Origin of the sequence: Paramaledivibacter caminithermalis DSM 15212 (genome assembly GCF_900142245.1) — a bacterium.
GTDB classification, from domain to species: domain Bacteria; phylum Bacillota; class Clostridia; order Peptostreptococcales; family Caminicellaceae; genus Paramaledivibacter; species Paramaledivibacter caminithermalis.
The window spans coordinates 1-14158 of sequence record NZ_FRAG01000021.1 but is presented as its reverse complement, the minus strand read 5'-3'; the positions used below and the strand labels follow the sequence as shown (position 1 = coordinate 14158).

14 protein-coding genes and 1 pseudogene are annotated in these 14158 nt (G+C 33.7%); 12 read left to right on the top strand and 3 right to left on the bottom strand.

From position 1 onward, the window contains the following. Nucleotides 1–41 precede the first annotated feature (41 nt). Genes BUB36_RS09645 through BUB36_RS09615 form a run of 7 tightly spaced genes read left to right on the top strand, consistent with a single transcriptional unit; the run spans nt 42 to nt 7583 of the window. Complete coding sequence (locus BUB36_RS09645) at nt 42–1244, top strand: ABC transporter substrate-binding protein (protein ID WP_073149414.1); 1203 nt, start codon at nt 42–44, stop codon at nt 1242–1244. An 11-nt stretch (nt 1245–1255) separates the two neighbouring features. Then, nucleotides 1256–2332 (top strand): FecCD family ABC transporter permease, encoded by a 1077-nt coding sequence (locus BUB36_RS09640; protein WP_084111912.1) that lies wholly within the window; start codon nt 1256–1258, stop codon nt 2330–2332. Beyond that, nucleotides 2322–3119 (top strand): ABC transporter ATP-binding protein, encoded by a 798-nt coding sequence (locus BUB36_RS09635; protein WP_073149412.1) that lies wholly within the window; start codon nt 2322–2324, stop codon nt 3117–3119. The genes BUB36_RS09640 and BUB36_RS09635 overlap by 11 nt, the downstream gene beginning before the upstream one ends. Before the next feature lie 14 nt (nt 3120–3133). Next, nucleotides 3134–3892: a nitrogenase iron protein NifH gene (locus BUB36_RS09630; RefSeq protein ID WP_073149411.1), complete on the top strand. Its 759-nt coding sequence runs from the start codon at nt 3134–3136 to the stop codon at nt 3890–3892. Beyond that, nucleotides 3889–5202 (top strand): nitrogenase component 1, encoded by a 1314-nt coding sequence (locus tag BUB36_RS09625; protein WP_073149409.1) that lies wholly within the window; start codon nt 3889–3891, stop codon nt 5200–5202. The genes BUB36_RS09630 and BUB36_RS09625 overlap by 4 nt, the downstream gene beginning before the upstream one ends. A 10-nt stretch (nt 5203–5212) precedes the next feature. Continuing rightward, nucleotides 5213–6364 carry a nitrogenase component 1 gene (locus tag BUB36_RS09620; protein ID WP_073149407.1) on the top strand — a complete coding sequence of 384 codons (1152 nt, stop codon included), beginning with the start codon at nt 5213–5215 and terminating at the stop codon, nt 6362–6364. A gap of 22 nt (nt 6365–6386) precedes the next feature. Then, on the top strand, nt 6387–7583 hold the full coding sequence (locus BUB36_RS09615; protein WP_207550792.1) for an ABC transporter substrate-binding protein: 1197 nt from the start codon (nt 6387–6389) through the stop codon (nt 7581–7583). Between the two features lie 125 nt (nt 7584–7708). On the opposite strand, the gene BUB36_RS09610 is transcribed toward BUB36_RS09615, so the two are convergent. The 3 genes from BUB36_RS09610 to BUB36_RS09600 are packed head-to-tail and all read right to left on the bottom strand — an operon-like array spanning nt 7709 to nt 10125. Further along, the gene (locus BUB36_RS09610; protein WP_073149405.1) at nt 7709–8656 is read right to left on the bottom strand and encodes an ABC transporter substrate-binding protein; all 948 of its coding nucleotides are present in this window, start codon (nt 8654–8656) and stop codon (nt 7709–7711) included. Next, nucleotides 8631–9422: an ATP-binding cassette domain-containing protein gene (locus tag BUB36_RS09605; protein WP_073149403.1), complete on the bottom strand. Its 792-nt coding sequence runs from the start codon at nt 9420–9422 to the stop codon at nt 8631–8633. The genes BUB36_RS09610 and BUB36_RS09605 overlap by 26 nt, the downstream gene beginning before the upstream one ends. Next, complete coding sequence (locus tag BUB36_RS09600; RefSeq protein WP_073149401.1) at nt 9415–10125, bottom strand: GTP-binding protein; 711 nt, start codon at nt 10123–10125, stop codon at nt 9415–9417. Before BUB36_RS09600 ends, BUB36_RS09605 begins: the two co-directional genes overlap by 8 nt. A 110-nt stretch (nt 10126–10235) precedes the next feature. Here BUB36_RS09600 and BUB36_RS09595 point away from each other — a divergent pair, with 110 nt between their 5' ends. From BUB36_RS09595 to BUB36_RS20135, 5 genes and pseudogenes are all read left to right on the top strand, one after another. Next, complete coding sequence (locus tag BUB36_RS09595) at nt 10236–10877, top strand: Crp/Fnr family transcriptional regulator (protein WP_073149399.1); 642 nt, start codon at nt 10236–10238, stop codon at nt 10875–10877. Between the two features lie 114 nt (nt 10878–10991). After that, entirely contained in the window at nt 10992–11987 is a 996-nt protein-coding gene (locus tag BUB36_RS09590; RefSeq protein ID WP_073149397.1) for an ABC transporter substrate-binding protein, read from the top strand. Beyond that, nucleotides 11959–12711, top strand: a complete 753-nt coding sequence (locus BUB36_RS09585; protein ID WP_073149395.1) for an ABC transporter permease — start codon at nt 11959–11961, stop codon at nt 12709–12711. The genes BUB36_RS09590 and BUB36_RS09585 overlap by 29 nt, the downstream gene beginning before the upstream one ends. Nucleotides 12712–12835: 124 nt before the next feature. After that, nucleotides 12836–13477, top strand: a complete 642-nt coding sequence (locus tag BUB36_RS09580) for an ATP-binding cassette domain-containing protein (protein ID WP_165613064.1) — start codon at nt 12836–12838, stop codon at nt 13475–13477. A 491-nt stretch (nt 13478–13968) separates the two neighbouring features. Further along, nucleotides 13969–14158: pseudogene (locus BUB36_RS20135) on the top strand (transposase); the annotation flags it as partial.

Genomic DNA, 14158 nt, shown 5'->3' with positions numbered 1-14158 from the left:
AATGAAAATCAATATCAAATACTATTTTAGGAGGTTGAACTATGAAAAAAAAGATTAGCATATTTTTAATATTGATATTATGTACTGTATTCATAGGAATATTAAGTGGATGCAGTGATAACTCAATTGGAACACAACCAGTTCAAAAGGAAGAGGCAGTTAAGGAAGTACAAAAAGATGAGGCAAATAAAACGTCTGATAAACAAGATATAGAGGCAAAAAAAGAAATTATTATTGATCAGAATGGACGTGAAGTGATTTTACCAGAAAAAATCGACAATGTAGTTATGACGGCTTTACCTTTACCCAGTATATATGCCCTTACTGGAGAGGCGGTTGATAAAATTGTTGGCATGCACCCTGGTGCCAAAAGCGCTATAGAAAATTCTATCATGGGGAAAATGACACCTGAGCTTGTAAATAAGGAAACAGGCTTTATAGAAGGTACTGATTTGAATATAGAGGAGGTGCTTAAGCTTAAGCCTGATATTGCATTTTATTGGGGTTCCTATACAAATCAGCAGGAGCAATGGGAAAAAGCAGGTATACCTGCAATTGCAGTTAAGACACAGGGTGGAGGAGATGCCCTTGAAACCTTAAGTTCATGGTTAAAAATATTGGGAAAGGTATTTAATAAAGAGTCTAGAGTAGATGAAGTAATAAAATATGGAGAGAAAACCTTAGCTGATATTCAGTCAAAGACTGATGGGATTCCAGTTGAGGAAAAAGCAAAGGCATTAATATTATTCAAACATAGTGAATCAGAGATTGTAGTACCTGGAAAAGGACATTACGGACAATTTTGGATTGAAGCAACGGGAGGGTATAATGTAGCACGTGAAATTAATGTAACGGCTAATGTTAATATGGAGCAAGTCTATAAGTGGAACCCTCAGATAATATTTATTAGTAGCTTTACTGAAACCATGCCACAGGATTTATATGACAATAATATAGAGGGACAGGATTGGAGTAAAGTGGATGCAGTAAAGAATAAAAGAGTATATAAAATACCTGTAGGGGTTTATCGTTGGTATCCACCAAGTGGAGATGTGCCTCTAATGATGAAATGGATGGCTAAGCATCAATATCCTGAGCTTTTTGAGGAGTTGGATATGAAGGAAGAAACAAAGCAGTATTATAAAACCTTTTATAACTATGAATTAAGGGATGATGACGTAGAAGGTATTTTGAACCCTGCTAAAGCAGCTGCTAATGGTACTGGTGGCTTAGGAAAACAGTAAGGAGAAGATTTATGGAATTAACTGAAAAAGTTTTGATAGATATATCGGAAATACAAGAACATGAAGCAAAGAAAAGAAGAAAAAGATTTATGGTTTTTATATGCATGATAGTCGTATCCATAGGTTGTATGCTTATTTCCCTATGCATAGGAAGATATAGTATTACACCCTTGACGGCATACAAAGTGCTTATGTCCAAGATTATTCCAGTAAAGCAAAGCTGGAGTGATATAGAAGAAACGATTATTATGAATGTTAGGTTACCTAGAATTATTTTAGCCATGTTTATTGGTGGGGGGCTATCAGCTGCTGGAGCTTCAAATCAAGCTATGTTTGGGAATCCACTTGTAAGCCCCCATATTTTAGGGGTATCCTATGGTGCAGGCTTGGGGGCGGCATTAGGAATATTGTTATCAGGCAATATAGCTATTATACAGAGTATGGCTATTATGTTCGGCATATTAGGCATTATGATGACCTATATAATCAGCAAGAGGAAATCAGGTATGCAGCTGTTTATGCTAGTATTATCAGGAACCATTGTTGGTGCTTTATTTCAAGCTTTGATTTCTTTAATAAAATATGTTGCTGATCCAGAGGAAAAGCTGCCTACGATTGTATATTGGCTGATGGGGAGTTTATCTGGAACGTCTGCAAATGATTTAAAATTAGGAATACCCTTGATTACAATTGGTCTGGTAATGCTTTATGTTATCAGGTGGAAGATGAACATATTATCTTTACATGAAGATGAAGCAAAATCCTTGGGAGTAAATGTAAATAGACTAAGGGCGATTATAATTGTTGCCACAACTGTTATTGCAGCTACTGCCGTATCCCTATGTGGGATTATAGGATGGATTGGGTTAGTGATACCCCATTTAGCTAGAATGATGGTGGGAAACAATCATAAGCATCTTATTCCAGCTTCCATATGCTTAGGGAGTTTTTACTTGCTTATGATAGATAATATTGCAAGAACTATTACTGCGGCTGAAATACCATTATCGATTTTAACCGCCATAGTAGGGGCTCCATTTTTTATCTTTTTATTACGTAAAACAGGAGGAAAATGGAATGATTCTTGAGGTAGTTAATGGTACATACGGATATGGTAAAGGGGTGAATCTTTTTTCAAATTTAAACTTCAAGGTTAACACAGGAGAGATACTTACTATACTTGGTCCAAATGGTGTGGGAAAAACAACCTTGCTGAAATGTATACTAGGACTATTTAAATGGAGAAAAGGAAATACACTTATAAATAATTTAGAAGCAGACAAAATAACGCCTTCGCAGTTTTGGAAGGATATAAGCTATGTTCCACAAGGGAAAAACATGATTTTTCCATATACTGTATTGGAAATGGTTTTGATGGGAAGAGCCCCTTATCTAGGTGCTATATCCTCACCTCGCAGAGAAGATGTAAACATAGCTAAAAGAGCTATTGAAGAGGTAGGGATATCAAGATTAATGTATAAATCCTGCGGAGCCATAAGTGGTGGAGAGCTTCAGCTAGTACTTATAGCAAGGGCTTTGACTTCAGATCCTAAAATATTGGTTTTAGATGAACCAGAATCTAATCTAGATATGAAAAACCAGCTTTTGGTGCTTCAAATAATAGAAAAACTAAAGAAGGAAAAGAATATTTCTTGTATTATCAATACCCATTATCCTAATCATGCATTACGTATTTCAAACAACACACTAATGCTAGGTGGAAATGGTAGACATCTATTTGGAAAGACTTATGAAATCATTACAGAAAAAAATATTAAAAGATTTTTTGGAGTGAAAACACGAATAATTGAATTGGAAACTGAAAGGGAAAAAGCACAGATGCTATTTCCTGTAGAACTGGCAAATGAAATATAAAGGGGAGTAGTGATATGAGAAAAATTGCTGTGTATGGTAAAGGTGGGATAGGGAAGTCTACAATAACCAGCTCCTTATCCGCAGCAATTTCAAAATTGGGATATAAGGTTGTACAAATTGGTTGCGATCCAAAGGCTGATTCAACAATTAATCTTACAAATGGGCAAAAGGTAACACCTGTTATCCAATATTTAAAGGAAAAAGGTAGCTGTGAGTCCTTAGATGAAATTGCTGTTAAAGGCTATAATGATATCGTATGTATAGAGGCTGGAGGACCTACGCCTGGTGTTGGTTGCGCAGGACGAGGAATAATTATGGCCTTTGAGACCTTGGAGGATTTAGATGCCTTTGAGGAATTCAAACCTGATTTTGTATTTTATGATGTTTTAGGTGATGTAGTTTGTGGTGGATTTGCAATGCCTATTAGAGATGGATATGCAGATGAGGTTATTATTGTTACATCGGGTGAAAAGATGGCATTATTTGCAGCAGGTAATATAAAGATGGCTATAGACAGCTTTGGAGATAAGGGCTATGGAAGACTACGAGGTGTTATATTAAACAAAAGAAATATTGAGAATGAAGAAGAAATAGTATCAAGGTATGTAAAAGATATGGATAGTGAGATCATCGGCATTATACCTAGAGATGGGAATATTCAAAAATATGAAGAGCAAAATATGACTGTTATTCAAGGAGATATAGAATTACCTATATCCAAAACAATAATGGATATAGCAAAATCTATTGTTGAAGGTAGTGAGATTCAATGAGGCAGAAAATATTCAGTATACCTATAACTTATTTAAAAAAAGAAGTCAAAAATAGGGGCAATAAGATATATCCTGAGGATGCCCTGCATTATTGTTCCCCCAGTGTAGGAGGTTGGGGAGTAGTAAGGGTTGCTTGTTTAGTACCAGAGTCTGTGGTGTTGTTTGTTATTCCCCAAGGTTGTGGAAGACATGGGGCAATAGCATCTATGATGCATAACTATGATAAACAATTATTCTATTTGTATATGTCTCAAGTTGATATAGTTACAGGAGAGCATATGAATAAGATTGACAAAGCAGTTGAATTAATACTAAGTAAGCTGGAAAAGAAACCAAAGGCACTTGTTTTATGCTGTACATGTACCGACGATTTATTAGGCTCTGACTATGAAGGAAAGGCAAGGCTTTTGGAAGAAAAATTTGATATAGATGTACGAATTGGACGGATGAATCCCATTAGGAAAGAAAGTAAAAGGCCGCCTGAGCTAATGATTCAAAAAACTATTTATGACTATTTAGAAGCTGTATCTAATGAAAAAAAAGATACAATCAATATTGTTGGAAGCTTTAAAGGTTTTACTCCAAAGTGTGAAATCAATACTATTCTCAGACAAGCTGGTATAGAAGAAATCCTTCATATAAGGAATTTGAAAACTTATGAAGAATATCAAAAAATGAGTAGGTCAAAATACAATCTACTTATAAAGCCAAGTGGGAAAATCGCAACTAAGGAAATGAAAAGAAGGCTTAAGATTCCCTTTGCAGATGTGCCTGTGGCTTATAGGATAGATGGAATAGAAGAAAATTATAGAAAGATAGAGCAACTTTTAGGGCGAACCCTTGAATATAAGAAATATAGAAGAGCTACAGAAGAAGTGATACAGGATAAGGTCAAAGCACTTGGAAGGTTATCAGTGGCGGTTGGGTCTACTGCAAATGCATGTCCCTTTGAACTTGCAAGAGAGCTGGTTGAAAGAGATTTTTATGTACCTTATGTTTTTGCAGATCAGCTTCTTCCCTGTGATGAAGTTCATGTTGATTGGCTTAAAGAAAATGCACCTTATATAACAGTATACTCTACCATGAGTCCTACTATGACATTATTTTTGCAAGAAAAGAAAAAAGTAGATTTGGCTATAGGTTTTGATGCAGGATATTTTTGTTCTGGTTCCAAAACTGTTCCACTATCATTAGATGAACAGCTTTATGGATACGAAGGTGCTAAAATATTATATTCTAGAATGATAGAAGTCTTTGAAAAACCCCAAGATTTAAAGAAAGAAATGTATCAATCGGGAATGGTGATTTAAGGAGGAAGAAATGAAAGGATTATATAGTGTATTACCACCTTTTGCACCAGACTACTCTGGAGTTAGTTCAGTATTTTTTGAATTAGGTGGAGTAATGGTTATAAATGGTGCAGATGGTTGTACGGGAAATGTAACGGGATATGATGAACCAAGATTCTATAGCAGTACAGCCTGTGTTTATAGCTCTGGACTTAGGGAGCTTAATGCAGTGACAGGAGATGAAAGCTTCATTGTTGAAAGACTCAAAAACGAAAAAGGAAAATTTATTGCTTTAGCGTCAACGCCTACACCTGCTGTCATAGGCATGGATCAAAGGGCTATTGCGCAGAAGATTTCTACAGAGCTGGGTGTGCCTGTTTATCATTTTGATACAACAGGCACATATACATACGAAAAGGGAGCATCAGAAGCCTTTGCTAGGATTGCTGAAAATATGCTCATTGATATGGATGAAAAAATAGATAATAGTGTTAATCTACTGGGAGCGATTCCTCTAGATTATTGGAATGAAGTGCAGATTGAAAATATTAAAGAGGCTTTGATAAAAAGAGGTATACATATCAATGCTTGTTGGGCTATGGGTTCATCTTTAGAAGAGATTAGACATTCATTAAAGGCCCAGATGAACCTTGTACTTTCTATATCTGCCCTTAAAGCCGCAAAGATTATGAAGGAAATGTATAATATATCCTATGTAATAGGTGTTCCTATTGGAAGAGGGTATTCAGATGTAGTAGCAGATAAAATCAAGCAAAATTTAGGTAGTGATATGGAGAAAAAAGAGGTAATAAAAAAAGCATCTAATGTAAAAAAAATGCTGATTATTGGTGAGCAAATCCTAGCCAACTCTATAAGAAAAGCAGTAAAGCTTGAATATGATATTGAGGATATAAAGGTAGCATCCTTTTTCCATATGGATAAGGATTTAATGGAATCTACAGATAAATTTATTGATTCAGAGGATTCCTTTGAAGAATTATTAAGAAAATCTGACTACGATTTGATTGTTGGAGACCCCTTATTTAAGATATTTCTCAGTCCAACTGAAAAGAAAAACTATGTTGAACTGCCTCATTTAGCAGTGTCTAGTAGACTATATTGGGATAATTATGTCTGTTATACTGGTGAAGCTGGTATGGAGTTTTTAAGAAGCTCATTATAAAAATTGTAAGGGGGTACATATAATGAAGAGATTAATTACAATAGTTTTAATGGGGATGATTGCGATATCGGTTGTTGGGTGCAAGGCAGAAATAAAGGGGCAAGAGGATATTAAAACAAATGTCAGTCAGTCTAAAAAAGAAACACAAGGGAATAGTGAGGTAACTTTTAAAGAGGAAGATAATGAAAAAGAAACAAAGCAAAAAGTAATAATAGATCAAAATGGTCGCAAAGTTGAACTGCCAGATAAAATTGAGAGGATTGTCACGGGAAGAATATTACCATTTCCTGCTGTGTGGTTTTTAGCTACTGGATCTACAGATGAAATTGTAGGAATTCATCCAGCATCAAAAAGTGCAGCGGAAAATTCAATACTAAAGAAGATGGCTCCTTCTATATTAGAAGCCAAAACAAATTTTATAAAGGGGAGCGAAATGAATATTGAGGAATTATATAAGCTGAAGCCTGATATTGTGTTTATGTATGGAGATTCAGGTAATAAATTAGATGAAATTGAAGGCAAGGGAATAAACGCAGTTGGAATAAAGACCATGTCCATTGCAAATGGTGATTCTGTAGAAACTCTTAATTCTTGGCTGGAGCTATTGGGTCAAATGACTAATCAAGAAAAAAGAGCAGGAGAAATTATTGATTATGGACGAAGGGTTCAACAAGGTATAGACAAAAAATTGGAGGGTGTGGAAAAAGCTAAGAAAAAGAAAGGGCTAATGATTTTCACTTATGCTGACAAGGGTATAGTTGTTTCAGGTAAAGGATTTTTCGGAAATCACTGGCTAAAGGATACAGGCGCTGTTGATGTGGCAGAAAATGATATCAATATAAAAGGCGTTGTGAATATGGAGCAAATATATAAATGGAATCCAGAGATTATTTACATAACCAACTTTACTGATGTACAGCCCGAAGATTTATATAATAATACAATTGAAGGACAGGACTGGAGTAAAGTAAAGGCTGTACAGGATAGGCAGGTATACAAGATACCACTTGGAATATATAGATGGTTCCCACCTTGTGGAGATTCACCGCTGATGTTAAAGTGGCTGGCACAAAAGAATTATCCTGAAATATTTAATGATTATAAGATAGAAGATGAAATAAAGAAGTATTATAAAAAATTTTATGATTATGAGTTGACAGATGACGAAGTAAACAAAATACTAAACCCATCAAGGTCAGCTGCTGAAGGATATAATTAGAATAGTACTAAGGCGTCGAAAGACGCCTTTACTTCGTTTGTTTCTTGTACATTATTAATGAATAGCTAAAAAACTTACAACTAAGGTATTCCAAACTACAAAATTCTATTTATTAGTACAATGGGTTAAATTATCATTTCATAGTGCTTTTTACACAAGGAATAAAAATAATCATCATCGAAGTTATGTAAAAAACTCCAATCAGGATATAGTAAGCTACAATTATTTTCTTTGGCTAAGTCTGGAAGATCAATATCAGGATCACATGGGATTACAGCACCAGCTGATTTTAAAAGCTCTTGATGGGATTTCCCAAGGATGTTATGTAGTACCCATTCAGTACATAAAGAATCGCTATCCTTTTTTAAAGCATAATATGAAGGGATTGCTACAGCACCTTCTTTAGGCCATATGGCAACAATATTGTTAATACCTGATCTCATTGCAAATATAGTTGGAACAATGGATATAGCAGCTTCGCCAGTCATTGTTTTTTTAAAGGCTGCAGCTGGCATACTGGTAATAATACTGTTTGTAACAAATTCTTCAGCTTTTTGTCTACCGTATAAATACCATATAGACTTTATCAAGGATCTACCAGCAGAGTTATGTATGCCACCAAAGGCTATTTTGTTTTTATAATATGGATCAAGCAATTGTTCAAAGCTGTAGGGGATTTTTTCTTCTGGAATTAAATTCTTATTTACTACAAATATAAGTGGAATTATGATAAAAGGAGCAAAAATCCCAGAAGGTTCAACAATATTAGAGTTTGTTATTGCAGTTCTTAAAGGTAGTAAATCTTTGATATTGGAAAGCTCATTACTTTTACTTGGGATTAGATTCTTACTTTGAAAAATATCTAAATCTGTGGAAATCACTAAGTCGGCTTCTATAGTACCATCAGATAAATCCTCAATAATTTTTTCTTTTAGGCCCATTTTTCTTCCTAGACCATAATACTCGAAAATGATGCTATTTTCTTTTTTGGATTCCTTCAAGGAATTATTTATAAATTTTTCCTCCCTTGTACTTAAAAGACACACATTATTCCAATACACTTTGAAGCTCATAATATCCCTCTTTTCTTAATTCTTTTCCTATCCGTAAATCATTTCTAATTCCAGCTGTAATTTTATTAATGCTGTGGAGCTTTTTAAGTAGACTTATTTCAAATTGATTTCTATTTATTATTTTTGATATGCCACCATTTTGCATTACTATTCTCTTATTACCGTATAGAGCTAATAATGGATCATGGGTAACAACAAGAATAATCTTATCAGAATCCATAAGTATTTCCATGGCTTTCAGCCTATCAATACCAGCGTTTTCAATTTCGTCAATCAATATTATGGGAGTAGTTCCATTTATGGCTACATCGGCTATCATTAAGGCCCTTGATTGACCTCCGCTTAGCTTAGTCAAGGAATAGTCACCATAAATTTTTTCGCCACTAAGCTCATTAGCACATTCAATGATTTCTTGGGTTGACTTGCTTAAACTATTAAAATTGGTACATTGTAAACGCATTTCAAGAAAACCCTCTACAGACATATCTAATATAAAATGCATATTTTGCGATAAATGGGATACAAGCCTATTTTGATAGCTACTTCTATAATTATCTGGTGAAAGACCATTATTAAGAAGAATTTTACGTTTAGTAAGACCAGAACCATCACTTAGACATTCTATATCTTCAATCAACTGGGTTTTCCCAGAGCCAGTAGGACCAACGATAGTATAAATATTACCCTTTTCTAGAGTAAGCTCTTTTACTAATTCTTCGCTTCCCGTTTTATCCTTGCCTCCAACAATCATTAACTTATTAAACATAACTAAATTCACTTCCTTTGGAGAAATCTATTTTATTTATAATTCCTTGCTGATAAGTATTTCCTATTCTTATTTCACCCACACAATATGAACATGTTGCACTTGGCATGCTATGACGCAAAAAATCTCCTGCAATAGTGTGGTAATCTGGAGAATTTAGAATGATATTGCCTATCTTTTGACTTCCAAATCCGCTTAATCCATTTACCTCCAAAATCTGTGCATTTGGATTAAGTTTGACTAAATTATAGACAAATACTTCTCTTTCTGCCTGGGAAACCATATCAACCTTTGATATCAGAATGATATCAGCTGTTGTGACGATGGGACCTAATTTTTCAGGAACCTTTATACTTGATAAGCAGTCAATTACGCATATATTTAAGGCACGATCAATAAAGGGGGCACATCTATTGCATAATCCTGCTGTTTCAACAATGAGATAATCTGCACCCTTTTCTTTAGCCCAGTTAAAGATTTCTATAATATTTATTGCTAGAAAGTGATCTGGGCATAGATTTTGGCTTAATCCTGTTATTACAGGAATATTTAAGGCTTCATATACTTTTTGATCATGGCTTTTTAAACAATCTAATTTAGCTACGGCTACTTTTACATTAAGACCTTTTAAGTACCTTATGGTTTTAAAAAGAATCGATGTCTTTCCTGATGCAGGAGCTCCAGCAGTAATAACTATCTTCATAAAGCACCTCCGAAAACGATAATGATAATCTATTGCAATTACAAATATAGTATAATATAATCTTTAAAAGGAATCTGTCTTATATAAGACATTTTGGGGAGAAAAGTAATATGTATGATATAATTAAAAGTAATCCCATATTTGATGGAGTCAGTGAAGAACAGCTAAAAAAAATATTTAAGAAAATACATTATAGGATAATTAAATATTCTAAAGGAGAGTCTGTATTTACAGAATCTAATTTTAAATCTTCAATGGGAATTATATTAAGTGGAATGGTAGAAGCTCAAAAGCTCCATTATTCGGGAAAGGTTATAATTCTTAATAGAATGGCTAAAGGAGAGGTTTTGGGTATATCGGCACTTTTTAATAATAAAAGTTACTATCCATCTAGGCTTGTAGCAAAAAATAATTGTAAAATACTTTTCATATCCCAGGAGGAGTTAATAAAGATATTTGAAATGGACTTTAATATTTTACAAAGGTATTTGTCTTTTATTAGTGATAAAATATATTTTCTAAATAAAAGAATAGAAGGCTTTACATATGAAAGTATTTATGAAAGGGTACTTTGCTTTCTTGAAAATGAAAGAGAAAGACAAAATAATCAAGATGAAATAATAATAAAATATTCAAAACAAGAGCTAGCAGAGTATTTATGTATAAGTAGAGCTTCATTATACAGGGTTCTTAATGAGCTAGCAAAGGAAGGCTTAATAAAGTGGGAGAAGAATAAGATTAGATATCTTTAACAGTTTATAGCAATGAAGCTGTTTTTCAAAATAGTTTTAAAGGCATTGACAATTATATTAAAAAGTGTTAAATTGATAATGATTATCAAAGAAATATGAAGAGGGGGAATGAAAATGAATAGATTATTTAAATTTACTGTAGTAGGTTTGATAATTATTTTGTTGTTAATAGCTTTTGTGGGCTGTGCTAGCAACAATACACAAAGTGAACCTGTTACTATGAAGGTGGCAACCCTAAAGGGTCCTACAGGTATGGGAATGGTAAAACTTATGGAAGACAATGAGAAAAATGAAGGTGATATAAATTACGAATTTATTGTATCAGGTGCTCCTGATGAACTAGCTGGAAAGGTCATAAAGGGAGAAGTAGATATTGCCGCTTTACCGACAAATCTTGCATCGGTTATTTATAATAAAACCCAGGGGCAGATAAAGCTTGCAGCAATAAATACTATGGGTGTATTATATATACTTGAAAATGGAAATGAAATAAACAGCATAGCTGATTTAAAGGGTAAAAAAATATATGCTAGCGGCAAGGGAGCTACGCCCGATTATGTGCTTAGATACATATTAAAGAAAAATGGAATTGACCCTGAAAAAGATGTTGAGATAGATTTTTCTATGCAGCATGCTGATCTTTCGGCAATGGTTACTGCAGGAGATGCTGAAATAGCACTTTTACCTCAGCCCCATGCCACTATAGCTCAAATGAAAAACAAAGATGTGAGAATTGCCTTAGATATGACTGAGGAGTGGGATAAGATTTCAGGAGATGAAAGCAAGCTTGCCATGGGATGTATTGTTGTACAGAAGGAATTTGCTGAGAAGAATAAGGAAGCCTTTGATAAATTTTTAGAGAAATATAAAGCTTCTGTAAATTGGGTGAATTCAAATCAAGCAGACGCTGGTGCTTTAGTAGAGAAATATGGAATTCTTCCTAAGGCAAAATTAGCTGAAAAGGCAATACCAAAGTGTAATATTGTGTTTATGGATGCTAAGGAATCAAAGAATATATTAGATGGATTCTATAAGATACTGTTTGACTTTAATCCGAAATCAGTTGGAGGGAAGCTTCCTGATGAAGAGTTTTATTACATGGAAAAATAATAAAACATTTAAAGCATGGGTTATAGTATTTTGGACATTAGTTTGGGGGATAGTTTCTCTGCTTATAAATAAGGAGATCTATCTCCCTTCTCCTATTAGCACCCTAAAAGCTTTTACCCAATTGATAATAGTAGTAGAATTTTGGAAGAGTATTTTTATGTCGGTGTTTAGGGTAATGTTTGGATTTATTATTTCATGTGTATTGGGAATATCTATTGGAATAGTCTGCGGATTAAATAGATTATTTTATGAGCTTTTTAATCCATTAATTATTAGTATAAAATCTACTCCAGTTATTTCTTTTATAATTATTGCACTTATTTGGTTTGAATCTGACAATGTTCCCATATTTATATGCTTTTTAATGTGCTTCCCAGTTATTTGGACCAATGTTGTTGAAGGCATAAGAAATGTAGATAATAATTTACTTGAGATGGCACATGTCTATAATGTTAAAAGGTACATGATTATAAAGAAAATATATATACCTTCCGTTATTCCATATATTTCAGCTGCAATTACCATGGCTTTAGGTTTGGGTTGGAAGGTAACAGTGGCGGCTGAAGTATTGAGCAGTCCAAAATATTCAATAGGCAAACATCTTTATGATGCTAAAGTGTATTTAGAAGCCCCTGCTGTATTTGCTTGGACAGGAGTAATAATAATACTTAGCTTTGGCTTTGAATTTTTATTTAAATATATATTTAAAAAGCTAAAACTATAGGGAAACAAATTAATAGGTTAATTTATACATCAAAAAAATCGCAGAAACATCGATATTTTTATGATGTATAAATTAAAATTTGACATTGTTTTCCTATAGTTGGCTATTAAAGGATGTGTAGGATGTGGAAATTGAAGTAAAGGATATTAGCAAAAAGTATGGAAACCTTCAGGTTTTAAGGAATTTTAATATTAAGCTTGAAGAAAAAAGGATTTCAGCAATATTGGGACCATCGGGATGCGGTAAAACTACTTTACTTAATATAATTTCTGGATTAGAGAAGTATGATTCAGGAAGTATTATAGGTATTGAAAATAAAAAGTTTTCTTATATTTTCCAGGAAGATAGACTCCTGCCTTGGTCTTCTGTGGAGGAAAATATTCATTTTGTTCTAAAAAAAGACTATAAAGATCAAGAAATAATAAATATTACTGATAAATACTTAAAAATAGTAGGCTTAGAAGAATATAGACATTATTACCCTAATCAGTTAAGTGGAGGAATGAAGCAGAGAGTAGCTATTGCAAGAGCCTTTGCCTATCCTTCCGATATTTTACTTATGGATGAACCTTTTAAAGGCTTAGATATGGAGCTTAAAAAAAATCTTATTGAAGCCTTTATTTCCCTTTGGAAAAAAGACAAAAGAACGGTTATTTTTGTCACCCATGATATGGATGAAGCCATGAGGCTTGCTGATTATATATTTATATTAGGGGGTAAACCATTGGCTATAAAAGAGAAGGTAGTGACAAATGCGAAGAAATAGAAAAAATACTTCTGTACGTGACAAGGGTGACAAAGGGACGTTTCGTTTGGCAAAGGGTGACAAAGGGACGTTTCGTTTGGCATATGATTTATACCCGATTTGCTGGACACAAAGAAAAGTATGTATAATATAAATAAGGAAGGGTGTTCAGCAATGGAAAAAAACAGAGGGTTTATCCATGAATATAAGAAAGAGATAATAAGATTAGTAACAGAACAAGGTAAAAGATGTAGCAGCTGATATAGGTGTTGCTGAAACATCAGTTAGAAGATAAATTAAACAATATGGTGATCATGGTGAAAATGTGCATTTTTAGGCAAAGGCAAATTAAGACCTGAAGATGAAGAAATTCGTAAGTGAAAATCTTAATCCCCCAGTTATGCTGGGGAGAATAGAGTAAACAGTAGTGTTATCTCAAACATAAAAAAGCCTCCAATGTTATAATGATATTGGTTTCGCAGGCCATATCAAAAACATAGGAGGCGGTCCAAATGGACAATAGTAGTTTATCAGATTCTAGATGGAATTGCACGTATCATATAGTGTTTATAAGGAAAGATATTATATGGAAATATAAAAAGAGATATAGGAGAAATACTTAGGAAGTTATGTGAGATGAAAAAGGTAACATTGATGGAAGGAAAGATATGTAAAGACCAAATACATATGTATGTAAGTATC

Bases quoted from the DNA above. Each gene is read 5' to 3' on its own strand.
- BUB36_RS09645 (WP_073149414.1), top strand. From the start codon at position 42: ATGAAAAAAAAGATTAGCATATTTTTAATATTGATATTATGTACTGTA.
- BUB36_RS09640 (WP_084111912.1), top strand. From the start codon at position 1,256: ATGGAATTAACTGAAAAAGTTTTGATAGATATATCGGAAATACAAGAA.
- BUB36_RS09635 (WP_073149412.1), top strand. From the start codon at position 2,322: ATGATTCTTGAGGTAGTTAATGGTACATACGGATATGGTAAAGGGGTG.
- BUB36_RS09630 (WP_073149411.1), top strand. From the start codon at position 3,134: ATGAGAAAAATTGCTGTGTATGGTAAAGGTGGGATAGGGAAGTCTACA.
- BUB36_RS09625 (WP_073149409.1), top strand. From the start codon at position 3,889: ATGAGGCAGAAAATATTCAGTATACCTATAACTTATTTAAAAAAAGAA.
- BUB36_RS09620 (WP_073149407.1), top strand. From the start codon at position 5,213: ATGAAAGGATTATATAGTGTATTACCACCTTTTGCACCAGACTACTCT.
- BUB36_RS09615 (WP_207550792.1), top strand. From the start codon at position 6,387: ATGAAGAGATTAATTACAATAGTTTTAATGGGGATGATTGCGATATCG.
- BUB36_RS09610 (WP_073149405.1), bottom strand. From the start codon at position 8,656: ATGAGCTTCAAAGTGTATTGGAATAATGTGTGTCTTTTAAGTACAAGG.
- BUB36_RS09605 (WP_073149403.1), bottom strand. From the start codon at position 9,422: ATGTTTAATAAGTTAATGATTGTTGGAGGCAAGGATAAAACGGGAAGC.
- BUB36_RS09600 (WP_073149401.1), bottom strand. From the start codon at position 10,125: ATGAAGATAGTTATTACTGCTGGAGCTCCTGCATCAGGAAAGACATCG.
- BUB36_RS09595 (WP_073149399.1), top strand. From the start codon at position 10,236: ATGTATGATATAATTAAAAGTAATCCCATATTTGATGGAGTCAGTGAA.
- BUB36_RS09590 (WP_073149397.1), top strand. From the start codon at position 10,992: ATGAATAGATTATTTAAATTTACTGTAGTAGGTTTGATAATTATTTTG.
- BUB36_RS09585 (WP_073149395.1), top strand. From the start codon at position 11,959: ATGAAGAGTTTTATTACATGGAAAAATAATAAAACATTTAAAGCATGG.